Origin of the sequence: Thermogemmatispora carboxidivorans (assembly GCF_000702505.1) — a bacterium.
In the GTDB taxonomy this organism is placed as follows: domain Bacteria; phylum Chloroflexota; class Ktedonobacteria; order Ktedonobacterales; family Ktedonobacteraceae; genus Thermogemmatispora; species Thermogemmatispora carboxidivorans.
The window spans coordinates 3852626-3876153 of sequence record NZ_JNIM01000001.1 but is presented as its reverse complement, the minus strand read 5'-3'; the positions used below and the strand labels follow the sequence as shown (position 1 = coordinate 3876153).

The window sequence follows — 23528 nt, the reverse complement described above, 5'->3', positions numbered from 1 at the left end:
CGCATGGCTTCTGCCTCTGATGAGACAGGAAAACCGTGCTCCTCCCTCTCAATGGAGGAGGTGGAAGCGGTGGAACCGGAGGACCCCGAGGGGTCTTGCGCTTCCCTGACGATGCTCCTCGCACAGGTCAAGGCATTGTTGCGGCGTCCAGGTCGGCTCTACTGGATCGGGGCCTCTCCTGCCCTGCCAACCCTGTGGTTCTTCTGGCCCCCCTGGTTCGCCCCGGATGGGCGGGGCCGCTTCCTGAAAACCCGCCGGGCGTACCTGGAGGCCCTGCAGGAGGTGCTGTGTCGCATTGAGCGGCTGCGCCGGGTGCCTGATCCTGCCCGACAGGGCCGGGCTTTCTGGCTTGCTGAGCACCTGCGGGCGGAACTGCAGGAGCGGCTCACCTGGTATGAGATCCGTCCAGGACCAACCTGGCCGCCCTGGGATATGCCTGTACGCTCCTCACGAGCAGGCCGCTCACGGGGTGCTGATCTTTCCAGTGCCCCATAGGCCCGTCTACGCCACGGCTCCTGTCCCTGCCACGTTCAGCAGGGCTGTTTTCTCCCCTCCGTCTGTCTGCGTTTCTCCTGTCGTGTTTTTGTTGTCGAACGTGAGAGGAGGTTTTTTCTTGTCATGACCGCTCCATCTCCTTCCCAGTCTTTCCCCGCAGGCATTCCGCCGCGCGCCAGCCGCCTGCGCTCTGCGACAGCGGCGGCTCCTGCGACCGCGGACCGGGTCCCTCTGGCAGAGCCGGAGATGTCTGCGGATGGGTCTCCTGGCTCCGGTCACTCGCGCACGCTTCAGACGCCGCGCCGGGGACAGGTACGGGCTACTCTGAGTCTGGGGGCAGGGATGCTGCTGGCCCTGTGCTGGCTCGGGTGGCTTGGCCCCACCCTGGGGGCCTGGTGGAATCAGCAGCAGGCCCAGTATGTCTATGGCACCGCTCGGGTCAGTCAGCTTGATGTCGTGGTACGTGGCCAGGTCCATCACTTCCTGGGACAGGACTGGCATGGAACCATCCTGGTGGTGGAGATTACTGCCCCGGTGTCGGCCTCGGGTCCTGGCTCGGCTGTCGCTGGGGCGGGGGCAGTGCGCCTGTGTACCTTCCCCCAGGTGGTGCAGGAGGCTCCCGGTGATCCCCCGCGCGTGGTGACCCTGCAGGTGCAGCCATCCTCGGGATCGAGGCAGGCGCCTGTGATCCTGGTCCGGGTCGACGGCGTCCCCTTCCAGCTCGTGTGTCATCTGACGGCACGAGTTCCTGACGAGCCCGCCTCTGCAATGCAGGTCCCTGGCCCTGGTGCACGGCGGAGTGACCTTCCAGCAGGCTCCTCGGGGGTGGGCAATGGCTGAGTCTAGCCCCCTGGGGCCTTCCCCTGGTTGCGAGCCGCCCACTCCTGATGCTCCCTGGTCCCACTGGCTGGCCTGGCTCTCCTGGGCCAGCCACCAGGTCGGCGCCTACGAGGCCGCTCTCTCGCTGGCGGATCTGCATCGCCTGACCCGTGGACTGAGACAGCTCTGTCTACGGCTGGAGACGGAGACGGTGCACGCGCACGGCGGGTCCCCGCACATGTCTGCCGGCGCTGTGGAAGCGGCCTCCATCCACCGGCAGCATCTGCTCATGGACGCCTGCCAGCACTGTGATGAGACCCGCCTGCTGGTGGGCACCCTGGCCCGGCGGATCAGCAGCGAGGAGGCGGAGGGCCTGCCCTCCTGGCGCCGGCCAGGGGTCAGCAGCCCGGATCGCCTGCGCCAGCAGGTCCGGCAGCAGCTCCAGCTCCTGCAGGCTGCTCTAGGCCGCCTGGAGGCTAGCCGGAGTCCTAAAGCGATCAGCAAGACTGTCCTGTTTCCCTGCCCGACAGAGGGAGGAGGTGAGTACCAGTGATCCATGCCAGAATGGGCCGGTTCCCCGCAGGAACCTGGCTGCTCTACGCGCGTCCTGACGGGCTGAAGGCGGCGGCCATTGTCCAACAGTCAGAACAGCGGCCTGGTGAGGATTTCCAGGCGGCCCTGGTTCTGGATGGGCTGTCCGATCAGGAGGTCGAGGCCCTGATCCGCCTGCTCGGGCTGGCCCCCTTTCCCGAGTGGCTGCCAGCCAATCCCGCCAGGACTCGGGCCTTCTTCTCCGTCGACGAGGCGCGGGCTCCTTCTTGCCGGCCTGTCTCAGACGAGCAAGCCTGAACGCGCTGCTTGTGCCAATTCCCGGTCATTTCCCTGTTCACGCCTTCACGTTGTTCGTTTCCTCGTCTGCCTACAGATGTGGGTGGGGACCGCTCCCCACCCATCCAGGAGGAAAGGTCATGCAGTGGATGAAAGGACTGTTCCATCGAACAGCTACCCACCCAGAGCGTTCCCTGCGCCGGCTGGAACGCCAGATTGCCGCCTACCAGGCCCGTCAGATGCGCCTGGAGGCCACGATCCAGCAGTTGTGTGCACAACACCTTGCCCTCCAGCTTGCCTGGCGGCGGTGCCAGCAGCACCCAGCGGAGGCAGGCCAGGACGCTCGTGTCTCCCCAGGAGGTCGGCATGCCCCGCGCGACTAGCCACCTGTCTTCCGGGAGCAGGTCCCGCTCGCCTGCTCCCTCTCCCCATCTGACCCCCCGGCGCATGCGCGCCTACCGGACCGACCTGACCCCGGTCACCCTGTATCTGAACGATCTGTCCGTCTCCCCCCGGGACGGTGCGGGGAGCTCCGAGACAGGAACGGCTCCCCGTGCTCAGCAGACGCAGGCGATCATGGCTTTGGTAGAGAGAAACCTGCGCCTGGTGGTCAGCGTGGCGCGGACCTATGCGCCACTGCTCCGAGAGCAGGCAGCCCTGGACCTGGCTGATCTGATCCAGGAGGGCAATCTGGGGCTGATTGAGGCAGCCAGGCACTATGACCCAGAGCGAGGGACCCAGTTCAGCACGTATGCCACCTGGTGGATCAGACAGGCGATCCTCCGGGCGATCCGGGCAGCGGATACCATCCGGTTGCCTGAGTATGTCCAGGTCCGTCTTCACACCTCAGCCCCAGGGGAGACAGAGAAGGACGCCCAGCCAGTTCTCCCCGGCTCACAGCCGGTGCCCCGGACGGTCTCCCTGGACACCCTGACACAGCAAGAGCGCTGGCAGATAGAGGAGCGGTGCGATCCCCGAGCGCCCGATCCCGCCGAGGCTGTCTGCAGTCCCGACGGGGCGGAGGAGCAACGACGCTGGCTGGCAGAGGCGCTGCGGCACCGGTTGACCCCCAGACAGCGCATCGTGATGGAAGCCCTGTTGGGTTGGGGGGACCACTGGCGTCCAGCCACCCTGGTAGAGATTGCTCGTGAGCTGGGCCTGCCCCCCAAGCGCGTCCGCCAGGTGCGCGAGGCCGCACTGGCCCGGCTGCGAACCGACTGGCAGGCTCACTGCCAGCGCCAGACACAAGCAGATCAGAAGAGGAAGGAGTGATCGATGAGGACCCAACCGGCTTCTTTTCCTGCCTTCCAGGAGAAAGTGTCTCTCTCTCCATCAGATGACCGGAAAGGAAAACGAGCGTGGAAACACGTCTTGTGAGAAGGAATACGAAGAGGAAGGAAGAGGCCGATGGCCCAGGTGCAGCGAACCATCCCGCTGCTGCTGCCAGCCGATGAGGATTTGCGGGGGACCCTGACGGTCTTCCAGCGGGTGCAGCAGCAGCTCTCAGCCCCCTGTTTCAACGGGGGCAAGCCCCTCTCTGCCGTGGCCCTGCAGCGAGCTTGCTATCACGAGGTCAAGGGCCAGCTCAACGCGCAGATGACCTGCACCGCCATCCGGCTGGTGGCTGCCGCTTACCAGAGTGCCCAGAGCAACCGTCGCCCGCCACAGCGCCCGTTCCAGTTCCAGCGCAGACAGGCGCTGTTCCTCATCGGCCCGCGAGGACGGGATGCCCGTCTGTGCCCCGATGGCACCCTCTCCATCTGGACGGTCGCCGGGCGTAAGCGCCTGCCCTACCAGGTGCCGGAGGCCTTTCAGCCGCGGCTGGCGCAGGCGCAGAGCATCGATAGCCTCACCGTGCTGGAACGCGCGGGGAAGCTCCTCGGGCGACTGACCATCACGCTGGAGGTACCTGATCCTCCGACGGCCCGCCCAGAGACCGAGGCGGTCGTGGGGATCGATCTGAACGAGACGAATGCGCTGGTGGCGGTGGATGGTCAGGAGCGGGTGCTCTTCGTGAGTGGGAAGGCGGTGAAGGTGCGCAATCGGCGCACGGCGAAGACGCGGGCGAGACTGCAGCGAAAGCTGGCGGCCCATAAGGCACAGCACCGGGACACGCGCAGTGTCCGGCGGGTGCTGAAACGGCTTGGCCGCAAGCAACGACACCGCACCCAGACCTTTGCCCAAACGGTGGCAAAGCGCCTGGTGGAGTGGGCACCACCGCAGGCGGTGCTGGTCTTCGAACAGCTCCAGGTGCCTCCGCCCCAGAAAGAGCAGATCCGAGGGCGAGCGCTGCGGCGGCGGCTCGCGCTGTGGCAACGAGGGCTGATCCGACGCTGGACAGAGCAGCAGGCACAGGAGCGGGGGCTGTGCGTGGTGGAGGTGAATCCGGCTTACACCAGTCAGATCTGTTCTCGCTGTGGACAGCGGGGGAACCGCCGTCGACATGCTTTCGCCTGCCTGCACTGCGGCTTCCTGGAGCATGCCGATATCAATGCAGCTCGGAACATTCGAGCGCGCTGTACTGTCCTACGGGGCAGTGGGCTGCCGTCAACCAGCCCTGAAGCCCGGGCCGACAAGGCTGCGGGCAAGCCCCTGGCGGAAGCTGGGGACAGTTGACATCACTGGCCAGAGGGCGAAGATCATGCCATTGAGCGTCGAGCTGGCTGCCAGCTGAAACGGCATCTGCCAGACGAAAACGGCGATCAGTAGCCCGACGATCAACCCAACCAGGGCTGAAAGCCAGGCTGGCAGGCGAATCACCCCCAGCAGGATCAGGACGACGGCGATGGGAATAATCCCTACGAGGAAGGAGAGAAAGAGGTTATGAGCAACGGGAGTCAGTAACTGGTGAAACATCGCTGTTTGGCTCCTTGCGTCCAGACTACGGTATCCTGGTTGCGCTCTCCTTGTCCGTACCAGCGTTCGCCTCGATGCGAATGCCATGTTTGCTCACTCAAAGACGACCGACAGTGGTCGCAGTGGTCGGTGCCTGGCCTGCCGGCTCAGACGGATCTGCGTCGGCCTCGTGGCGAGCTAAGCCGAGCTGAGTGATCCGCAGCCTGTGGCCTGTGGCAAGAACAAAGAGAGCGTGCCTCACGTTGCTATGCGAAGCAGAGTAGCGACCTTGCTTATGGTGAGAGCGCTGACGAGCATGACCAATGTTGACAGGTGTCAATGGATGTCAAGCAGTGTGAGTAGCCAATGGGCCGGGCCATTGCCTCCTTTCATTGGGGCCGTGCGGCGTTGGGCTGCCACTGCCCTGCTGCAGCTCATTCCAGGGCAATGGGACAGGCACCGACGCGACGCGCCAGATGCTGGAGACGTCGTTTGGGGTAGGCATGGCAGACAACGAGGGGAGAGGAACTACGGGGGTAGGCCCAGAGAATACGGCGCGCTTCTGTGATGCTGGTCAGCCGATCTGGGAGCGGCAAGCGATCAGTGGCCCGTCTGATGGGATTGCCGGTAACCTACCCTATCCTCCTCTTGGGGCTGCAGACACCGCTTCAGCTTGAAAAGAAGCTCGAAGCGGCTGAGCTTGTCAAGAGAGCAGAGAGCGGCTTCCTCTGGCCGTTCCTTCCCTCCCTGTCGTAGAGCCTTATTACTATAGAGTGTGGCATTACACGCCGTGACCTGTCAAGATGCGCCATGCTGTTGGCCTTCGCGCCCGGTCGAGACGAGGTGTGATATAATGAATGAGAACACGGGCCGGTCAACTGGCGTCATCGCCACAAGGGCACTCAGCAACCAGCGCCAGCCAGGGATGCGGACGACCATGCCAGCCGGGCTGCAGGAGAAGAGAGCGACATGCAACTGCTAACGAAGATTCTGGGAGATCCCAATCAGCGTGAACTGAAACGTATCCAACCGATTATCGATCGCATCAATGCCCTGGAACCTGAGATACAGAAGCTGAGCGACGAGGAACTAGCGGGTAAAACAGCAGAATTTCGGGGGCAGCTGGCCCTTTATCTCAAGGGGGGGCGTGTCCTGGAGGACGAGCTGCTCAAGCTCTTTCGTGAGGCGGTCACCAGCGTTGAGCCTCTGGCCGAGCGCTGCAGCGATGAGCAGCTTCGGGCAGCCATTACCGACTACCGTCAGAAGCTTGACCGGCGGCGCGACGAGGAGGAGGTTCTGCGCGATCAGCTGGCAGACGTTTTAGATGAGCTATTTGCCGCCGGCTACGAGCAGCTCAATCCCGCGCTCAACACCCTGCGCGTCGAAGCCGTCATGGACCTGGTGGAAGAGCGGCAGCTCTGGCCAGAGGAGGCGCCCAACCCTGAAGAGGCCATCATGGGCTTGCTGCAGGAGGTAGAGCCGGATCTGGCGCAGCTGCCGGAGGAAGAGCGTCGACGCGCTTTTGCCAAAGCCTGGGCCATGTTCGAAGACGAGCGTCGTCAGGCCCGTAATCCCGATGAGGAGGCTGACGAGCGCTTGGAGCGGCTCCTGAGCCGTATTCTCACCCATCTGCAGCCGGAACTGGTCGCCTACAAAGCTGAGGCCATGCAGCCGCTGAGCGAGGAGCTGGCGCGGCGCTATCGCAACAAAGGCAAGACCCTTGACGATCTCCTGCCCGAGGCTTTCGCCGTGGGGCGCGAAGTGGCGCGGCGCGTCCTCAACATGCGCCATTTCGACGTCCAGCTCATCGGTGGCGTCGTGCTCCATCAGGGCAAGATTGCCGAAATGAAGACCGGTGAAGGCAAAACCCTGGTCGCCACTCTGCCCGTCTACCTGAACGCCCTCACCGGCAAGGGAGTCCATGTCGTTACCGTCAACGACTACCTGGCGCGCCGTGACGCCGAATGGATGGGGAAGATCTATCGCTTCCTGGGCATGAGCGTGGGCGTCATCGTCAACGCCGTCGAGCCGCAGAGTCCCGAGCGACGTGCTGCCTATGCCGCCGACATCACCTACGGCACCAACAATGAATTCGGCTTCGACTATCTTCGCGACAACATGGTCACCGACCTCAGCCAGATGGTGCAGCGCGAGCTGAACTATGCCATTGTCGATGAGGTTGATAACATCCTCATTGACGAAGCGCGCACGCCGCTCATCATTTCTGGCCCTGGCCCCGAATCGACCGATCTCTACGTCAAATTCGCGCGCCTGGTCCCACGGCTCAAGCCTGAGACCGACTATACCGTCGACGAGAAGACGCGCACGGTGATGCTGACCGACGAGGGCGTCGAGAAGATGGAGCGTATGCTTGGGATGCAGAACCTCTATGCCGAGGAGCATCTGGACCTGACGCGCTACATGGAGAATGCCCTCAAGGCCCATGTCCTCTTCAAGCGTGATCGAGATTACATCGTCAAAGACGGCCAGGTGATCATTGTCGACGAATTCACGGGGCGTCTACTGCCGGGGCGGCGCTACAGCGAAGGATTGCACCAGGCCATCGAGGCCAAGGAGGGGGTGCAGGTCCAGCGCGAGAACCATACCTACGCGACGATCACCTTTCAGAACTACTTCCGCCTCTACCGCAAGCTGGCTGGCATGACCGGTACAGCCATCACCGAGGCCGAGGAGTTTCACAAGATCTACAAGCTGGACGTGATCGTTATTCCGCCTAACAAGCCAATGATCCGCCAGGACCTGCCGGACCTCATCTACCGAACCGAAGAGGCCAAGTGGCGCGCCGTCGTTCAAGAGATCAAAGAGCGTCATGAGCATGGGCAGCCGGTCCTGGTTGGCACAACCTCGGTTGAGAAATCTGAGCATCTCTCACACCTGCTCTCGCTAGAAGGCATTCCGCACAACGTCCTGAATGCCAAGCACCACGAACGCGAGGCCCAGATCATCGCCCAGGCCGGACGCAGTGGGGCCGTGACCATCGCCACCAACATGGCCGGACGCGGTACCGATATCCTCCTGGGTGGCAACCCCGCCAGCTACTTTGACGTCGTACTGCGCAAGCATGCCGAGCACGTCGACTACATTCGCGACATGCCCGAAGATACGCCGGAGGAGCGTGAAGAGAAAGAAGAGGCTATCCGGCAGTATATCGAAGGTATGACCAAGGAGGAGAAAGACGAGATCCTCCAGGACCTGATTCGCCAATGCGAAGAAGATCACCGGCGCGTGGTCGAGCTAGGCGGCCTGCACGTCATCGGCACCGAGCGTCATGAATCCCGGCGCATCGACAACCAGCTCCGGGGCCGTGCTGGCCGTCAGGGCGACCCCGGCTCTTCGCGCTTCTATCTCTCGCTAGAGGACGACCTCCTGCGTCGCTTCGGAGCCGATCGCGCCTCGGGCATCATGAAATTTGCCGGCATGGACGAGGACATACCCTTGGAGAGCAGCCTCGTCACACGCTTCATCGAGCAGACCCAGGCTCGCGTCGAGGGTTACAACTTCGACGTTCGCAAGCACGTCGTCGAATATGACGATGTCATTGCCAAACAGCGCGAAGTCATCTACGCCGACCGGCGGGCCGTTCTCGAACGGGCCGACATGCACGAGCGGGTCCTGGAAATGATCCGCAACGAGATCGCGACCCTCGTAGATCGCTGCATTCCCGGGCATGCCATTAACGATGAGGGCGAATTAGAGCTACTCTTCACCCAGATTGAGCGTTGGGTGCATGTCCCCGAGGACTTCCTGCCAGAGAACCTGCATGCTCTGCACAAAGACCAGCTGAAGGAGCGTCTGAGCGAGCTCGTCATCGAGCACTACGAGGCCCAGGGGCGCCGGCTTGACGAACTGGCCGCCGAGCACCCGGGCCAGGGCGTGCCCAGTCTGGGCGATCTAGAGCGGGCCATCACCCTACAGGTTGTTGATCGCCTCTGGATGGATCACATCGATGCTCTGGATGTGATGCGCTCCGGCATCCAGTTCCGCGCTGTCGGCCAGCGTGATCCGCTGACAGAATTCAAGAACGAAGCCTATCGCATGTTTGAGGAGCTGAAGCGTGCCATCCAGCACTACATCGTCGACGAACTGCTCAAGATGCTGCGCGGAGAAATCACCGTGACTGTCCAGCGCCCGCAGCCGAAGCCGCGCCAACTGCCGCGCAACCTGCGCACCAACGTCGATGAAATTGCCCGCCTCAGTGGCCAGGCCAAGAGCGATAGCAACGGCTCCCGCTCGCGCAGTGGAGGCGGACGGCGCGCAGCCCGTGGAGGCACGGCAGTCGCCAGCGCACCCGTGGCTCAGCCAGCGGTCCCCCCGCGCAAGATCGGGCGCAACGACCTCTGCTACTGCGGCAGCGGCAAAAAGTACAAGAAGTGTCACGGCGCCTAGGCCCCAGGCCAGACTGAACTCGAAGCAGGCGTTGAAAGCGGGGAGCCAGCTCACTTCCTCGGAAGCGAGCTGGCTCCCCATCTTTCTCTCTGCAACCTATAAGTGTTTAGTTATCCAAAAGCTTACCAGCTTTTAACTTATTTCATAGCAACTTCGCCTGTTCGTGTGTTATCCTTGTTATGGAGCGAGCAGGCCCCGCAGATCTATAGGTCAAAACTTATCGAAGCGCTTCTGGAGAGAGGAGCAGAGATCATAATGAGCAGTCAATATACTATGAATGGCAATGGCGCACATGGAAAGCGGCAGACGCCCTATAGTGGCCCCAGCGCCGAGGAGCTGGAGCGTGTCTGGCGCGAAGATCCGCGCTGGCAGGGCATCAAGCGACCCTATAGCGGACAAGACGTCGTACGTCTGCGCGGCTCCATTCAGATAGAATACACCTTAGCGCGTCTGGGAGCAGAACGGCTCTGGGAGTTGCTACACAGCGAGCCATACGTGGCGGCGCTCGGCGCGCTCACCGGCAACCAGGCGGTTCAGCAAGTCAAAGCTGGCCTTAAAGCCATCTATCTGAGCGGCTGGCAGGTAGCTGCCGATGCCAACCTGGCGGGGCAGATGTATCCCGACCAGAGTCTCTACCCCTCCAACAGCGTGCCGCACGTTGTCAAGCGCATCAACCAGGCGCTGCAGCGGGCCGACCAGATTCAGCAGGCTGAAGGGAAAGGAGACACCTACTGGTTCGCCCCGATCATCGCCGATGGCGAAGCGGGTTTTGGCGGGCCGCTGAACGTCTTTGAGCTGACCAAGGCCATGATCGAAGCGGGTGCAGCAGGCGTGCACTTCGAGGACCAGCTGGCCTCAGAGAAAAAGTGTGGTCATCTGGGCGGCAAGGTCTTGATCCCCACGCGCCTGGCCATTCGCAACCTGATCGCTGCTCGTTTGGCGGCGGACGTCATGGGAGTGCCGACCATTCTCATTGCGCGGACCGATGCCAACGCGGCCACCCTTATCACCAGCGACGTCGATCCAGCTGATCATCCTTTCCTCACTGGCGAGCGCACTCCCGAGGGCTATTATCGCACGCGCCACGGGCTGGAGGCGGCTATTGCCCGTGGGCTGGCCTATGCTCCCTACGCTGATCTGATCTGGTGCGAGACCTCCGAGCCGAATCTGGACGAGGCGCGGCGTTTTGCCGAGGCCATTCACGAGAAATATCCTGGCAAGCTACTGGCCTACAATTGCTCACCTTCCTTCAACTGGAAGAAGAAGCTCGATGCCCATACGATTGCCACCTTCCAGGACGAGCTGGGCAAGATGGGCTACAAGTTCCAGTTTGTGACCCTGGCTGGTTTCCACGCCCTCAATCACAGCATGTTCGAGCTATCGCTCGGCTATCGCCAGCGCGGCATGGCGGCCTACGCCGACCTGCAAGAGGAGGAGTTTGCTCTGGAGCGCGAGGGCTATACAGCCACACGCCATCAGCGCGAGGTCGGTACTGGTTACTTCGACGAGGTGGCGATGGTCATCTCCGGTGGCCAGGCTTCGACCGTGGCCCTGGCCGGCTCGACCGAGGCAGAACAATTCCATTGATATCCTTCCATCCATCTTCTGGTCACTCCTGACGGGTAGCGGCGAACGCCGACGCGCTTGAGCGTGCCTGCACCGATGTCGTACAATGGGGGGGAAAACGACGGAGGCTGGTGGGCGCGTTCAGGCGCGTCAGGCGTATCGGCGTGCCCCCATTGTTGTCAGGCAGAAAGGCGAAGCGAAGCAGATGACGAAGCAGAGCTATCCAGACGGGCTTGAGATCAAAGCACCGGTTCCACCCGAATACGCGGAGATATTGACGCCAGAGGCATTGCACTTTGTGGTGACGCTGGTGCGCGAATTCGGGGGGCGTCGCGAGGAGTTGCTGCGCAAGCGTGTCGAGCGGCAGGCCGAGATCGATGCTGGCAAGCTCCCCGACTTCCTGCCAGAGACGGCTCACATTCGTGAAGGAGACTGGACGATCAACCCCGTCCCTGCCGACCTGCAAGACCGGCGCGTGGAGATCACCGGCCCCGCTGAGCGTAAAATGATTATCAACGCGCTGAACTCGGGGGCCAGGGTCTACATGGCCGACTTTGAGGATGCCCTCACCCCAACCTGGGCCAACCTCGTGCAGGGGCAGATCAACCTGCGCGATGCCGTCCGGCGCACCATCAGCTATGTCAGCCCCGAGGGCAAGCACTACCGTCTCAATGAGCAGATTGCCACCCTGCTGGTCCGTCCCCGTGGCTGGCACCTGCCGGAGAAGCATGTCCTGCTCGATGGCAAACCCATTTCCGGCAGCCTCTTCGATTTCGGCCTGTATTTCTTCCACAACGCGCGTGCCCTGCTCGAGCGTGGGACTGGCCCCTACTTCTACCTGCCGAAGATGGAGAGCCATCTAGAGGCACGCCTGTGGAACGATGTCTTCCTCCTGGCTCAGGAGCAGCTTGGCCTCCCGCGTGGGACGATCAAAGCCACAGTGCTGATCGAAACCATCCTGGCGGCCTTTGAAATGGACGAGATCCTCTACGAGCTGCGTGAGCACTCGGCGGGCCTCAACTGTGGACGCTGGGATTACATTTTCAGTGCTATCAAGAAGTTCCGCAGTCACGAGCAGTTCCTCTATCCCGATCGGGCCCAGGTGACGATGACTGCGCCCTTTATGCGAGCCTATACGCTGCTGACCATCAAAACCTGTCATCGGCGCCATGCCCACGCCATTGGGGGCATGGCGGCCCAGATCCCCATCAAGAACAATCCGGCGGCAAACGAGGAGGCGATGGAGCGCGTGCGTGCCGATAAGCGGCGCGAAGCGACCGACGGTCACGATGGCACCTGGGTGGCTCATCCTGGACTGGTCCAGGTGGCTCAGGAGGAATTCGATCGCGTCATGCCGCAGCCGAACCAGATCGATCGCCAGCGCGAGGATGTGCAGGTGACCGCTGCCGACTTGCTGCGTGTCCCCGAGGGGACCATTACCGAGGGTGGCCTGCGCACCAACATCAGCGTTGGCACCCAGTATCTGGAGGCCTGGCTTGGTGGCCTGGGCTGTGTTCCGATCAATAACCTGATGGAGGATGCTGCCACCGTCGAGATCTCACGCTCGCAGATCTGGCAATGGGTGCATCATCCGCGGGGCATTCTGGATGATGGGCGCAAGGTGACGCTGGAGCTGGTGCGCCAAATGGCTCGCGAAGAACTGGAGAAGATCAAGGCCGCCCTTGGCGAGCAGACCTATCAGGCGCGCCGCTACGAGCAGGCTTACAGCCTTCTCGATCGCATCATTGCCAACCGCGAGTTTACCGAATTTCTGACGCTGCCGGCGTACGAGCTCATCGATTGATGAGCCTGCCGATAGATGTGGGAGGAGGGAGAAGATCCCTCCTCCCGCTTCGTTTTGGTTTTGGTTGGGGACCCTGGCCCTTGTCACGCTGGCCTTACAGCTCATCCTGCTCAGCAGTGGCTGGTACTGGCCGTCCCCGGGCCGACCAGAGAGCGGCCTTGGCTTCGATATCCCTGATGAAAGCGGTTTTTGCCTCGGTATAAGCTGCGACGTCGTTTAGGAAGCGTGCCGCCAGCTCCCGCTTCAGACGGGCGTACTCCTGGGCTGTAGCCGGATGGGCGCGCAGGTAATCGCGGAAGAGCAGGTGACGCTGCCAGAAAGGGCTGTCGTACTCCACCATGTGCAGATGGTGTGTATGTTCCTCGCCGCAGAGCTTGCGAAAATAGCGGCGCTCGGGGATAAAGCGCTCGACCTCTGGTAAGTACTCATAGCCGAGAGCACGCAGCGGCTCGATGCAAGAAGTGACGTGCGAGAGCTGGGCTACGGCGGCCATGATATCGATAATGGGCTTGGCGGCCAGGCCGGGTACAGAGGTACTGCCGATATGCGCGATGGCCACCAGTCGGGGGCCGATGGCCTCAAGCAGCCGTTGGCGCTCGGCGGCGTACTCCTGTGGCCACTGCGGATCGTAGTCGACTACCACAACGCGGCGGCTCATACAATACGATACCTTTCCAACAGCGACCAGACCTGTCCCTGGATCTCCTCCGGAGAGCGCAGTCTTTCCTGCTCATCGACACAGGAAACGATCTCCCAGGGACCATCGGCGTGGGCGCTGGCCAGCTGTTCGTAGACCTCGGCGCAGCGTGCCAGATAGGCGGCATTCTCCTCGTGAATATCGCGTGCATCCGATCTCCGCAGCTGCGCGCGCGTCGCCAGTAGCCTGCTAGCCACTGCCACTGGCAGGCGCAGATAGAGCGTGAGCGTGGGGCGTGGCAGACCGAAGACCTCATACTCCAGGTGCGCTAGCCAGGCCAGGAAAGCATCGCGCTCTGAGCCGGCAAGGCGTGCTCCCTGGTGGGCCAGGTTTGAGGCCACGTAGCGATCCAGCAGCAGGAGATCGCTTTCTGTCGCCAGGCGAGAAAGCAACTCCAGACTTTCCAGCCGGTCGCCGGCGAAGAGCAGAGCGGCTGAGCGCGGCGGCACCTCCGCCAGGGGACCGAACTCGCCGCGCAGATAAGCGGCCACACAGCGCCCAAAAACCGTCTCAGTGTAGCGAGGGAACGAGAGACTGGTCACGCGCAGCCCCTGGCGACGCGCCCGTTCCTCCAGCAGGCGCAGCTGCGTTGTCTTACCGGCTCCATCGATCCCCTCAAAAGCCACCAACATCGAATGACAGGCTCCTTTCTTCTAGCTCCTCCCTTTCTCGGCGGCTGCTGACCAGACCAATGGAATGGATTCGGCCAGGACCCAGGCCCGGGGCAGAGAGCTAAGGCTCCTCTCTCTGCATGGCCTGAGCCTGACTAGTTGCTGGATCATTGCTAGAGATCGCGGCTGCGCGTGCGAATAATCTCCGTAATATGGGCCACGAAGTCCCCCAGTGGTTGCGTACCGCGGTTCTCATTCGTCCGCAGGCGCACCGCCACACTCTCGCTGGCCGCCTCTTTATCGCCGACCACCAGCATATACGGAATTTTCTGCAACTGAGCATCACGGATCTTAGCATTCATCCGCTCGTTGCGGGCGTCCAGCTCGGCGCGCACGCCGGCGTTCTTCAGAACAGCCAGGACCTTCTGAGCGTACTCCAGATGGCGGTCAGCGATCGGAATCACCACAGCCTGAACGGGAGAGAGCCAGACTGGGAAAGCGCCGGCAAAATGCTCGATGAGCATCGCCATAAAGCGCTCCGTCGAACCCGTCACCGCGCGATGAATGATCACTGGGCGGTGAGGCTGACCATCCTCGCCGATATACTCCAGCTCAAAGTTTTCCGGCTGCACAAAATCCAGCTGGATCGTTGAGCACTGCCACTCGCGCCCCAGGGCATCGCGTACCATGATGTCCATCTTTGGGCCATAGAACGCGGCTTCGCCGATGCCCTCGCGGTACTCGATGCCGCGGTGCTCCAGCGCAGCCCGTAACGAGCTTTCGGCCAGCTCCCAGACCTCATCGCTGCCTACATAGTCCTCCTTCCTCTGCGGATCGCGTAGAGAGAGGCGAATCCAGTAGTCGTTGAGGCCGTACGTATTGAAGATCTCCTGCGTCAGATCGACAGCGCGATCGAACTCCTCCTGAATCTGGTCGGAGCGCAGGAAGACATGGGCATCGTCCTGCGTCAAGCTGCGCACACGTGCCAGGCCCGTCAGCACGCCGGGCTTCTCATAGCGGTAGAGCGTAGCAAACTCGGCGTAGCGAATCGGCAGCTCGCGGTAACTGTGCAGCTGCGACTTATAGAGCAGGATATGGTGAGGACAGTTCATCGGCTTCAGGATATAGGCGTCGTCCTCCGACTGCTCTTCCTCGCCTCGCATCACCGGGAACATATTTTCACGATACGTATACCAGTGCTTGGATGTCTTATAAAGGCGCACTTTCCCGAGATGACCCGTCCAGACGTGCTGATAGCCGTAGCGTTCCTGCGTCTCGCGCACGTAGGACTCCATCAGGTGGCGCAGCATCTCGCCGTGAGGCAAGAAGAGCGGCACCCCGGCAGGGACGTCCTCGCTCATCAGGAAGAGCTTCAGCTCGCGGCCCAGCTTGCGGTGATCACGCTTCTGAGCTTCTTCGAGGCGCCAGAGGTACTGGTCGAGTTCTTCCTGCGTGAACCAGGCCGTTCCATAGAGGCGCTGCAGCATGGGGCGATGCTCATCGCCCCGCCAGTAAGCGCCAGCTACCCGCATCAGCTTGAAAGGACCGATCTGACCCGTGTGCTCCACATGGGGGCCGCGACAGAGGTCGAGAAAATTGCCCTGCTGATAGATGCCGACCTCCTCGTCGGGCAGATTCTCGATAATCTCGACCTTATAGACCTGGCCCTTATTGCGGAAGTACTCCAGGGCCTTCTCGCGCGGCCAGCGCTCATGAATGAAAGGATACCGGGCCTCGATGATGCGGCGCATACGGCGCTCGATCTCGGGAAAGTCCTCGGGTGTGAGCGGGCGCGGCAACTCGAAATCATAATAGAACCCATCTTCGATGGCCGGCCCGATGGCGAAGCGGGCTTCGGGAAACATCTCCTGAATGGCCTCGGCCATGACGTGGGCCGCGGAATGGCGCATCCGCTGGAGCGGCGTATAATTGACCGTTTCTTGAATTTCAGCTTCGACAGATTCTGCTGGCATACTTTCGAGACACCTCCCTGTCTGGTCTAGTGAGGCACTCGCTCATTGGCGAGGTTGTCCTTCCAGTACCAGGCCGAACAATAAAAAAACCTTTCATCCCAACAGGGACGAAAGGCTAAAGATGCTTCCGTGGTTCCACCCATCTTTCGCAGGTGCTCACTCACCCTGAGCAGGGTCCACATGCCAAAGGAGAGGCACAAGCTGCCCAACCAGAGCCACTACTATGGCCCTGGCAGGAGAGCGAAGACCTGCGCTCGTGCGACCGCTAACGGGGTCGAGGCGTGTACCTTACTGGCTCGGTACAGGCTGGCGAGGGGTATCCCATTCCGTGCTATTTTTCCGAGCAGGCAGGCTGGTGCTCACGAGTGCTGGAGAGCCAGCAGAACAACCAGGCTGGCTCGGAAGCGGATCTCCCTCGGGCAGGCACGCTTGCAGCCGCTGGCGTTACCTCTCTGGATGCCCTGCGGAGGGGACATGTCTCGCGTGATCGCCGCTATTGCTGATCTTCTTCTCTTGTCCTTGGAGATGCTTACGATGGCGCTGTCATCTCGTGACGAGACGACAGGATCATACTCTCAGTCCCTCCAAGTATAGCACACTCACCGTCAAGTGTAAAGGAGAGCTAGGGAAAAGGGCACGAGATGACTGTCACAGGCTCGCTCTCGGTAGGGCGTCGATCTTTCTTTATAATATAGCTTGCTTGTTTATAAGAATATTCTTGTGTAATAGAAAAATCAAAGGAAAATGATTGAAATCAGAAATGACATCTGTTATAATCAATTCATCAATCTAGTGTGGGAGGAGGAACAGGCCAACGAGGCAATGGGAACATCCTGGGATCTGGCGCTGAAACGCCTCTTCGAGCTAGCAGCTCAGGATTTTGTCGAGTTTGTTTTGCCTGAGGCGCGTTATCAGCGCGATGCCTCCGCCGAGTTTGTGCTTGCAGATAGTCCGCTCTTGAGAGAGCTAGGAGTGCTGCGGGCTGATGTGGTGAGCGCCTGTGAGCTGGCGGGCAAGCCAGTGATGGTGCATTTAGAGTTTCAAAGTGGCCCTGATGCTCGCATGGCCGAGCGTCTGCTGTTGTATAATGTTCTTGCGGACCAACGCTATCGATGCCCAGTCTGGTCGTGTGTGGTCTATCTCCGCCGTTGTGCCGCGCCGCCCACGCCTTATCAGCGTGAGTTGCCTAATAAAAAGAAAGTGCATGAATTTCATTTCCTGGTGCTGAAGCTCTGGGATATGCCAGCGGCGGAACTGCTGCAATCGGGACGTTGGGGTACACTGCCGCTGCTGCCCTTGACGCGTGAGGGACAACGTCGTGAGCTGATTGTGGAGATGCAGAGGCGCCTGGAGCAGGCCGGACGCTATGACCTGTTGGCCATCGGTTTCTTGATCGCTGCCCTGGCCTGGGCTGCGGCCCCGGCCAGTGAGCGTCAGTGGCTAAAGGAGCAGTTTACTATGCTGGCTGATTTCATTCAGGAGCTGAAACAGACAGATATCTATCAGATGATTCTGGAGGAGGGATTGAAGGAGGGACGTGAGAAAGGACTCAAGGAGGGGCGTGAGAAAGGACTCAAGGAGGGACTGAAAGAGGGACTGAAAGAAGGACGTCAGCAAGAACGGGCCGAGCGCCTGAACGAATTGCGGCGCATGCTGGTAGTCATGGTATCTGCCCGCTTTCCCGAGCTTACTGAGCTGGTCCGGGAGGTTGCTGCTGGTATCAACGAGCCAGCGGTCTTGACCGAGCTGGTCGTGAGCGTTGGCCTGATCCAGGAAGGCGAGCAGCTTCGCCAGCAGTTGGTGGAGCAGACGAACGAGCGTCGTCGCCCGTCCAACGGTAAAATCGACCATCAAGAGCCGTAGGCAGTCATCCGCTCTACTGACTGACTGCTCCTGCTCTGCGCTGCTGAAGATGAAGGCGAGACTGCTCACCCCCTAACCCGAGCGCCGCCGACCCTTCAGCAGCGTTGCCAGGCGTATCTCGCTCATGATCATTCCCAGGCAGATGCAGGCGCCGCCCACCCAGGCCAAGCCGCTCAAAGTCTGGCCTGCCAGTGTCCCAAAGATTCCCGCCCATACCGGCTCGCAAGCATAGATCAGCGCTGCATGTGTACTACTGATATACTGCTGCGCCCAGTTCATCGTCCCCATGCAGAAGCCGATATCCACTACGCCCATAAAAAGCACTGCTCCCCAGATTGGCGCGCTCGCTGGCAACAGCAATCCCTCATGAGTCAGCAGGGCCGTTGTCAAACTCAATGCTGAAGTCGTAGCCAGCTGGACAATCGCCAGATTGAGCGCATCAGCCCCCACCACAAACTTGCTGATGCAAACGATATGCAGCGCGAAAGCAATCGCACAGCCCAGAATCAAAGCTTCGCCCAGGCCAAAGCTCAGATTGAAATCCTTGTTTACCGACAGCAGCGTCAGGCCCAGTAACGAGAAGAGAAAGCCAAGGCCTGCCTCTAACGAAGGGCGCTGGCGAAGGAGCAAGACGGCAAAGAGTGGCACCAGAGGAATATACAGGCCCGTAATAAAGCCCGCCTTGCTCGTGATCGTGTACTGTAGGCCCAACGTCTGCAGGGCGTAGCCGCTAAAGAGCAGCAGGCCGAGAATCAGGCCACTGCGCAGCTCTGCGCCCGTCAGGTGGCGTAAGTGGCGGCGAAAAAGCAGTGCCAACGTCAGCGCTCCGATGCCGAAGTTATACCCCAAGTAGGTAAAGAGACCGACAAAATGGATGGTGTACTTCGTCACCAGGAACGTACTGCCCCAAATCATCGTCACTACCAGAAGCAACCCATCGATGCGCAAGCGCCACCAGAGTCCTCTTGCTGGAAATGGCTCTTCAGGAGCAGAGGCAGAAGAGGCCAGCTCGGGCTGTTCCCGCTGAGCAGAGAGCTTCTCGTGTGGGGTCATAGCGATGAGACAGGTACCTTTCCAGGGGACCGCGAGCCTATGGTTCCCAATTGTCTATCGAGCAAAGTTGCTGTTGCTATTGCACCTCTCTCCAGTCTCCGGCTGTCGAGGCAGCGCGGAGGTCGAAGGGCAGGCAGAGAGGCAAGGCTATCTAAGCGAGCTCGGCCCATCTCTCTATTGGTGCCGAGTGGCAGGCCGCCAACCAGCCAGTCATCAGTCTAACACAAAAAGCCCCGCCTCGTCAGCCCACAACGGGCGGAGAGGCGGGGGGCAGAGGCAGCTCCGCTAGCTGTGGGTGCGGCTGATGCCGGCCTGCGAGCCTGTCACGTCGGGAAGATCGGCCTCGTGCCGCAGAGCCTCGACCAGCTCGCGCAGGAAGAGCTCGGCATCAGTGACCAGGCCGGCGGCCTGAAAGCTGCCACGGTCGGCCAGCTTCGTGACCACCGCTGGGTTGATGTCTACCACCACCGTGCGCACGGTGGCCGGCAGCAGATTGCCAGTAGCAATGGCGTGCAGCATCGAAGCCACCATAATGGCCATCTCCACCCCTTGCAGAGCCTGGCGCATTTGGCGCTGTGCCTCCTGCATATCGGTAATCACGCCTGGCATCGGCCCATCGTCGCGGATCGAGCCGGCCAGCACTAGTGGCACCTGATGCTTGATTGCCTCGTAGATCAGCCCTTCGCGAAGCAGGCCGACCTCGACGGCCTTCCCCAGCGAACCGACTGCCCGAATGGCGTTGATCGCACGCAAGTGATTGCGATGGCCGCCCTCGACCTGTTCACCCGTGCGCAGATCCACCCCCAGCGAGGTCCCGAAGAGGGCCGCCTCCACATCGTGGGTCACAATGGCGTTCCCGCCGAAGATGACCTGCACATAGCCGCGACGGATCAGCTCCGCCACATAGCGGCCCGCCCCTGTGTGGATCACTGCCGGTCCAAGCACAAAGAGAATCTTCCCCCCGCGGTCCCGCGTCTCCTTCATCTGGCGTGCGATGTGCTGGATCATCAGGATCTTCGCCTTCTCGGACGAAACATCGCTCTGCATAAAGGCAAAGATCTCGCGCTCGCGGGCGCGTTCAAAGGACTGCACGCGGATACCCTCGTGACCGACCACCACCTCATCGCCAATCTCGACCTCATGCATTGGCTTGCAGTAGGCACGGCGGTGCTTACGATCGATAACGATGGCCACATCCATCTCGATATGTTCAACGTCGATCCACTGACCCCCGAGCCGGACCTGGGTCGGCAGATTCGTCGTCGAATAAAAACCCTCGGGAAGCACTCCCCGCTGTTCCACGCGCGCTGTGCGCACGTCGTGGCCATTGACCAGCATCGCCCCAAGTTGCTGAAGCTCCGAGAGAATCAGATCGAGCGTCTGCTCGTCGTTGGCCTTGATCTCCATTCGCACATAGCTTGGCTCACTCTTATGCTTCCCGACCTGAATCTCCTGAATGAGGAAGTCACCGCCGCGATCCATAATGATGTCCCAGGCGCGCGGCAACGTCCAGGAGTCAATGATATGTCCACTGAGTTCAATAATTTCGCTCGCCATGAGAAAAGCTTCTCCCAGACCAGATAAGATGGAACAGGCAAGCACTGCTGCTTGTGCTGTTTTATTTGTAATTAACAGGGCAAGGACAGAACAGTGAGGAAGAGAGGCGACTCCGCTGCTACCTGTGACCCCGCGCGCTGTTCTTGGGTCCAGTTTAGTGCGCCCAGGCATAGCTGTCAACTCCCGGCGCAACCCAGAGCTGCCGCGGTGCTGGCTACCAGCGTCGCCCAATAGGACAGATAGTCTGGAAGGGGCAGGCACGGCATTTGGCCGCCTTCTGGCGAGCAAGGGCCGGCGGCTGCTCGGCGCTGCAGCCCTGCATTTCTTCTAGCAGGCGGATCACTTTGCGCCGCAGCGCCGGCGTATATTCAATCGTAAACTCGTTGTCGGCATAGCGCAGAATACCGTGCGTTGGGGGAACAGCGAAGTAGTCCTCCAGAATCAGGCAGTAAGCGCCGATCTGCACCACGTGGTTGCTATAGGGAGCAGTGGCATTCTGGACCTGTGGCTTCAGCTCGATCGGCACAGGCCGCCCGTCTGGTAACTCGACCACGTAGTCCGGCTTGCCAACCAGCGGGTAAGTGCTCGATATCAGCGGCTCCCCCTGGCCGTCAGCGTCCTCATAGACAAGGGTGCCCTCGGGCAGACCCAGAGCGCGCTGGCGCTCTGCCAGCAAGCGGGCACGTTGGGCAGCACGCTCGTTGCGCAGCAGGAGCAAGAGCGCGATGGCAATGAGCAGAAGAGCAAGGCCAAGCGAAAGCAAGATGCTATTGAGCATGGTTCGTTTCTTCGTTCATTCGCCCTCTATTGCTCATGATGAGCCGCGTCGCTCACTCATGCTCGGCAGGGCACTAGTTGCCCTGGGCGAGCGGAGCGAGCGCGCGCCCTCAGCCAACCAGTCAGCGCAGCAAGACGGCGGCGGCAATCAGCGCGATGGCGCCGATCAAGAGCACAATGGCGACCAGGGTCAGCCGGCGACTGCAGCCGGAGAAGGGCAGAGCACGTGCTTCATCGTAAGCATCTTCCACCGCTTCCGCATGCTCTCGATGCTGCTCTTGCCCGTTGTCGAAGGCACCCCGTCGTAGCAAGAGACGCTCGTGAAGCTGGTACTCGGGGAGCGCTGTGGCCTGGGGGCCATGCTCGTGCTCCAGCTCGACCATGCGAGCAAATAGCTCTTCCGTATCTGCCTGGGCGGCTGGCTCATATTGCTCGTGCCACCAGGCGAGAGGGCAGTATTCAAAGGCTGCCACCTCGCTGGCGGTAAAGTAGCGCTTGGATTTCTGTCTTCCTCGCGACTGACGTTGCTCTGGCTGCATGGAGGCTCCTCCACCGCGGTGGCGTAACGGCACTCCCTTGCGCCTTCATCGGCACGGGGCTTATTCGCTGCGAGCGGCCTGGTGTGCCTCGCTCGTCTCGGGGCTGGAGCTGGCCGTAGCGCCATTGCTGGGAGTGGTACCGGCCAGCCCAAGCTCATCGGCGATGCCTGACATGGCCGTGATGACATTAGCAATATGCTCGTCAAGGTCGACACCCAGATCAGCGGCTCCGCGTACGATATCCTCGCGGTTAACGCCGGCGGCGAAGCCCTTTGTTTTCATCTTCTTGCGCACCGACGAGACCTCCAGTCCAAGGATACTCTTGTTAGGACGCACCAGAGCGGTGGCGGTGACGAGGCCGGTGATCTCGTCGCAGGCATAGAGCGCTTTGGAAAGCAGATCGCTGCGGGGGTGAGTCTCGGCGTTGAGGTCGTTATGGGCCAGGATGGCGTAGATAATGCGCTCGTCGTAGCCGGCCTCGCGCAGCCAGCCGGCCAGCACGCGGGTATGCTCTTGCAGGTCAGGATATTCCTCGTAGTCGCAGTCGTGCAGCAGGCCGGTGATGCCCCACAGCTCTTCGTCCTCGCCGTATGTACGGGCATAGAAGCGCATGGCGGCCTCGACAGCTAACATGTGACGTTGTAGATTCAGGTTTTTCACGTGCTCAGTCATCAGACGATAGGCATCATCGCGAGTTGGCATAGAGGCGTCTTCTCCAGTTACTCTCATTTCTCTCAGGTGAGTGTCCTGGGAGTTTCCATTATAGCATGCCGCCGGGACCCCTGGATGATTCATCCGGGGGAGGAAGGTGGCTCTCCTGACGTTGAGCTGTGCTGGCTGCCGGGGGTGTTTGTCTGGGTGCCCTGCGCTGGCCAGCAGGTTGGATCTTCACGACAATTGGCCTGGGTGCGTATCAGCCCAGCTCTGAAGCGGCTTCGTTGCCAGTATTGGACACTTATGCGAGCTCGGAGTTATGGGAGGAGGGGGAGCCCCCGGAGCTGGTCCATGTCCCCTACAGCGAGGTCCGTGATCCCGACTTCGTCGCCGGGTACTACGAGGCTTACGACTACTTTGTCAAGACCTTCGATCACAAGGGAATGTACAAGGTCTGTGAGCTGACCGATCGCGACCTCGTCAAAGAGGTCGTGCACCTGTTCAAAGAAGGCCGCTGAGGCAAGCCTCCCGAGGTCAGAAGCTGGCGGGCATGGGCGGCCTGGTCGGCAGGGTTTCTGTGGGAAAAGCAGGGAAAGGATAGCGTCCCACGCGCAAAGTATGCTATACTGGGAGCAATCGAGATGGGCGCGGCGCGCTCAGCTCGTCGCAGAGCAGTGCTGGCCACGCGCTCCTCGGGAGTTAAGAATCATTGCAGCATTTCTCACCTTTCTATTCTATGCCTGTTACCGACGGCGGGCTGCATGCGGGCCGCTGCGGGTAGCGGCAGATCTAGATAGGGGCTGGTTTTCTCGATGAGCGAGATTAAGGTCAATCCGGGCGAGCCGTTTGATGTCGCCCTCAAGAAGTTTAACCGCCGCGTGCAGCAGGATGGCATTCTCTCTGAGGCCCGCCGTCGCGCGCGCTACGAGAGTCCGCAAGACCGCCGCAAACGCAAGGCGGCTAATCTGCGCCGTAAACTTCGTCGTTCGCGCCGTGGTTAGGGATGGCGGTAGGCCCGCACGGGTGTGTTGGCCGTCACCGTCTGCCGAT

General features: G+C 61.1%; 21 protein-coding genes and 1 pseudogene. 13 read left to right on the top strand and 9 right to left on the bottom strand.

Features of this window, described 5'->3' with window-relative positions; all coding sequences use genetic code 11:
* Positions 1–3: 3 nt before the first annotated feature.
* The 7 genes from N688_RS15205 (at position 4) to N688_RS15175 (ending at position 4758) form a co-directional block, all read left to right on the top strand.
* Positions 4–495 (top strand): hypothetical protein, encoded by a 492-nt coding sequence (locus tag N688_RS15205; RefSeq protein ID WP_156025442.1) that lies wholly within the window; start codon positions 4–6, stop codon positions 493–495.
* A 123-nt stretch (positions 496–618) separates the two neighbouring features.
* Positions 619–1335 (top strand): hypothetical protein, encoded by a 717-nt coding sequence (locus N688_RS15200; protein ID WP_052890070.1) that lies wholly within the window; start codon positions 619–621, stop codon positions 1333–1335.
* Positions 1328–1867, top strand: a complete 540-nt coding sequence (locus tag N688_RS15195) for a hypothetical protein (protein ID WP_052889216.1) — start codon at positions 1328–1330, stop codon at positions 1865–1867. Before N688_RS15200 ends, N688_RS15195 begins: the two co-directional genes overlap by 8 nt.
* On the top strand, positions 1864–2163 hold the full coding sequence (locus tag N688_RS15190) for a hypothetical protein (RefSeq protein ID WP_156025375.1): 300 nt from the start codon (positions 1864–1866) through the stop codon (positions 2161–2163). Before N688_RS15195 ends, N688_RS15190 begins: the two co-directional genes overlap by 4 nt.
* Before the next feature lie 119 nt (positions 2164–2282).
* The gene (locus N688_RS15185; protein ID WP_052889214.1) at positions 2283–2525 is read left to right on the top strand and encodes a hypothetical protein; all 243 of its coding nucleotides are present in this window, start codon (positions 2283–2285) and stop codon (positions 2523–2525) included.
* Positions 2509–3414 (top strand): sigma-70 family RNA polymerase sigma factor, encoded by a 906-nt coding sequence (locus N688_RS15180; RefSeq protein WP_052889213.1) that lies wholly within the window; start codon positions 2509–2511, stop codon positions 3412–3414. The genes N688_RS15185 and N688_RS15180 overlap by 17 nt, the downstream gene beginning before the upstream one ends.
* A gap of 135 nt (positions 3415–3549) precedes the next feature.
* On the top strand, positions 3550–4758 hold the full coding sequence (locus N688_RS15175) for an RNA-guided endonuclease InsQ/TnpB family protein (RefSeq protein ID WP_052890069.1): 1209 nt from the start codon (positions 3550–3552) through the stop codon (positions 4756–4758).
* On the opposite strand, the pseudogene N688_RS15170 reads toward N688_RS15175, so the two are convergent.
* A pseudogene (locus tag N688_RS15170) lies at positions 4759–4998 on the bottom strand (L-lactate permease); the annotation flags it as partial.
* 948 nt (positions 4999–5946) lie between these two features.
* On the opposite strand from N688_RS15170, the gene secA reads away from it, so the two are divergent.
* The 3 genes from secA (at position 5947) to aceB (ending at position 12754) form a co-directional block, all read left to right on the top strand.
* Positions 5947–9384 (top strand): preprotein translocase subunit SecA, encoded by a 3438-nt coding sequence (gene secA / locus N688_RS15160; RefSeq protein WP_081838890.1) that lies wholly within the window; start codon positions 5947–5949, stop codon positions 9382–9384.
* A gap of 273 nt (positions 9385–9657) precedes the next feature.
* Positions 9658–10971: an isocitrate lyase gene (aceA, locus tag N688_RS15155; protein WP_081839220.1), complete on the top strand. Its 1314-nt coding sequence runs from the start codon at positions 9658–9660 to the stop codon at positions 10969–10971.
* 184 nt (positions 10972–11155) lie between these two features.
* Positions 11156–12754: a malate synthase A gene (gene aceB, locus N688_RS15150; RefSeq protein WP_052890066.1), complete on the top strand. Its 1599-nt coding sequence runs from the start codon at positions 11156–11158 to the stop codon at positions 12752–12754.
* A 94-nt stretch (positions 12755–12848) separates the two neighbouring features.
* Here aceB and N688_RS15145 read toward each other — a convergent pair whose 3' ends face one another.
* From N688_RS15145 to thrS, 3 genes are all read right to left on the bottom strand, one after another.
* Positions 12849–13412, bottom strand: coding sequence for a GrpB family protein (locus tag N688_RS15145; protein WP_052890065.1), 564 nt, complete (start codon positions 13410–13412; stop codon positions 12849–12851).
* A complete protein-coding gene (locus tag N688_RS15140; protein ID WP_052890064.1) occupies positions 13409–14083 on the bottom strand; it encodes a nucleoside/nucleotide kinase family protein in 675 nt (224 codons plus the stop codon). Before N688_RS15140 ends, N688_RS15145 begins: the two co-directional genes overlap by 4 nt.
* A gap of 152 nt (positions 14084–14235) precedes the next feature.
* The gene (thrS, locus tag N688_RS15135) at positions 14236–16035 is read right to left on the bottom strand and encodes a threonine--tRNA ligase (RefSeq protein WP_052890063.1); all 1800 of its coding nucleotides are present in this window, start codon (positions 16033–16035) and stop codon (positions 14236–14238) included.
* Positions 16036–16779: 744 nt separating this feature from the next.
* Here thrS and N688_RS15125 point away from each other — a divergent pair.
* The gene (locus tag N688_RS15125) at positions 16780–17898 is read left to right on the top strand and encodes an RpnC/YadD family protein (protein ID WP_052890061.1); all 1119 of its coding nucleotides are present in this window, start codon (positions 16780–16782) and stop codon (positions 17896–17898) included.
* A gap of 72 nt (positions 17899–17970) precedes the next feature.
* Here N688_RS15125 and N688_RS15120 read toward each other — a convergent pair whose 3' ends face one another.
* The 5 genes from N688_RS15120 to N688_RS15100 form a co-directional block, all read right to left on the bottom strand.
* Positions 17971–18951, bottom strand: a complete 981-nt coding sequence (locus N688_RS15120; protein ID WP_052890060.1) for a DMT family transporter — start codon at positions 18949–18951, stop codon at positions 17971–17973.
* 285 nt (positions 18952–19236) lie between these two features.
* Entirely contained in the window at positions 19237–20508 is a 1272-nt protein-coding gene (locus N688_RS15115) for an ornithine cyclodeaminase, nickel-pincer nucleotide-dependent (RefSeq protein WP_052890059.1), read from the bottom strand.
* Positions 20509–20722: 214 nt separating this feature from the next.
* Positions 20723–21286 carry a CRISPR-associated protein Cas4 gene (gene cas4 / locus N688_RS15110; protein ID WP_052890058.1) on the bottom strand — a complete coding sequence of 188 codons (564 nt, stop codon included), beginning with the start codon at positions 21284–21286 and terminating at the stop codon, positions 20723–20725.
* Positions 21287–21407: 121 nt separating this feature from the next.
* Positions 21408–21824: a hypothetical protein gene (locus N688_RS15105; protein ID WP_052890057.1), complete on the bottom strand. Its 417-nt coding sequence runs from the start codon at positions 21822–21824 to the stop codon at positions 21408–21410.
* A gap of 60 nt (positions 21825–21884) precedes the next feature.
* A complete protein-coding gene (locus N688_RS15100) occupies positions 21885–22526 on the bottom strand; it encodes an HD domain-containing protein (protein WP_081838889.1) in 642 nt (213 codons plus the stop codon).
* A gap of 245 nt (positions 22527–22771) precedes the next feature.
* On the opposite strand from N688_RS15100, the gene N688_RS15095 reads away from it, so the two are divergent.
* Positions 22772–22996 carry a hypothetical protein gene (locus N688_RS15095; protein ID WP_156025441.1) on the top strand — a complete coding sequence of 75 codons (225 nt, stop codon included), beginning with the start codon at positions 22772–22774 and terminating at the stop codon, positions 22994–22996.
* Between the two features lie 294 nt (positions 22997–23290).
* The gene (gene rpsU / locus N688_RS15090) at positions 23291–23479 is read left to right on the top strand and encodes a 30S ribosomal protein S21 (protein WP_052890055.1); all 189 of its coding nucleotides are present in this window, start codon (positions 23291–23293) and stop codon (positions 23477–23479) included.
* The last annotated feature ends 49 nt before the right edge of the window (positions 23480–23528 follow it).

Bases quoted from the DNA above. Each gene is read 5' to 3' on its own strand.
- N688_RS15195 (WP_052889216.1), top strand. From the start codon at position 1,328: ATGGCTGAGTCTAGCCCCCTGGGGCCTTCCCCTGGTTGCGAGCCGCCC.
- N688_RS15115 (WP_052890059.1), bottom strand. From the start codon at position 20,508: ATGGCGAGCGAAATTATTGAACTCAGTGGACATATCATTGACTCCTGG.
- N688_RS15145 (WP_052890065.1), bottom strand. From the start codon at position 13,412: ATGAGCCGCCGCGTTGTGGTAGTCGACTACGATCCGCAGTGGCCACAG.
- N688_RS15180 (WP_052889213.1), top strand. From the start codon at position 2,509: ATGCCCCGCGCGACTAGCCACCTGTCTTCCGGGAGCAGGTCCCGCTCG.
- N688_RS15100 (WP_081838889.1), bottom strand. From the start codon at position 22,526: ATGCCAACTCGCGATGATGCCTATCGTCTGATGACTGAGCACGTGAAA.
- N688_RS15140 (WP_052890064.1), bottom strand. From the start codon at position 14,083: ATGTTGGTGGCTTTTGAGGGGATCGATGGAGCCGGTAAGACAACGCAG.
- N688_RS15185 (WP_052889214.1), top strand. From the start codon at position 2,283: ATGCAGTGGATGAAAGGACTGTTCCATCGAACAGCTACCCACCCAGAG.
- N688_RS15205 (WP_156025442.1), top strand. From the start codon at position 4: ATGGCTTCTGCCTCTGATGAGACAGGAAAACCGTGCTCCTCCCTCTCA.
- N688_RS15120 (WP_052890060.1), bottom strand. From the start codon at position 18,951: ATGACCCCACACGAGAAGCTCTCTGCTCAGCGGGAACAGCCCGAGCTG.
- N688_RS15200 (WP_052890070.1), top strand. From the start codon at position 619: ATGACCGCTCCATCTCCTTCCCAGTCTTTCCCCGCAGGCATTCCGCCG.
- secA (WP_081838890.1), top strand. From the start codon at position 5,947: ATGCAACTGCTAACGAAGATTCTGGGAGATCCCAATCAGCGTGAACTG.
- N688_RS15175 (WP_052890069.1), top strand. From the start codon at position 3,550: ATGGCCCAGGTGCAGCGAACCATCCCGCTGCTGCTGCCAGCCGATGAG.
- cas4 (WP_052890058.1), bottom strand. From the start codon at position 21,286: ATGCTCAATAGCATCTTGCTTTCGCTTGGCCTTGCTCTTCTGCTCATT.
- aceB (WP_052890066.1), top strand. From the start codon at position 11,156: ATGACGAAGCAGAGCTATCCAGACGGGCTTGAGATCAAAGCACCGGTT.
- thrS (WP_052890063.1), bottom strand. From the start codon at position 16,035: ATGCCAGCAGAATCTGTCGAAGCTGAAATTCAAGAAACGGTCAATTAT.
- aceA (WP_081839220.1), top strand. From the start codon at position 9,658: ATGAATGGCAATGGCGCACATGGAAAGCGGCAGACGCCCTATAGTGGC.
- N688_RS15125 (WP_052890061.1), top strand. From the start codon at position 16,780: ATGATTGAAATCAGAAATGACATCTGTTATAATCAATTCATCAATCTA.
- N688_RS15105 (WP_052890057.1), bottom strand. From the start codon at position 21,824: ATGCAGCCAGAGCAACGTCAGTCGCGAGGAAGACAGAAATCCAAGCGC.
- rpsU (WP_052890055.1), top strand. From the start codon at position 23,291: ATGAGCGAGATTAAGGTCAATCCGGGCGAGCCGTTTGATGTCGCCCTC.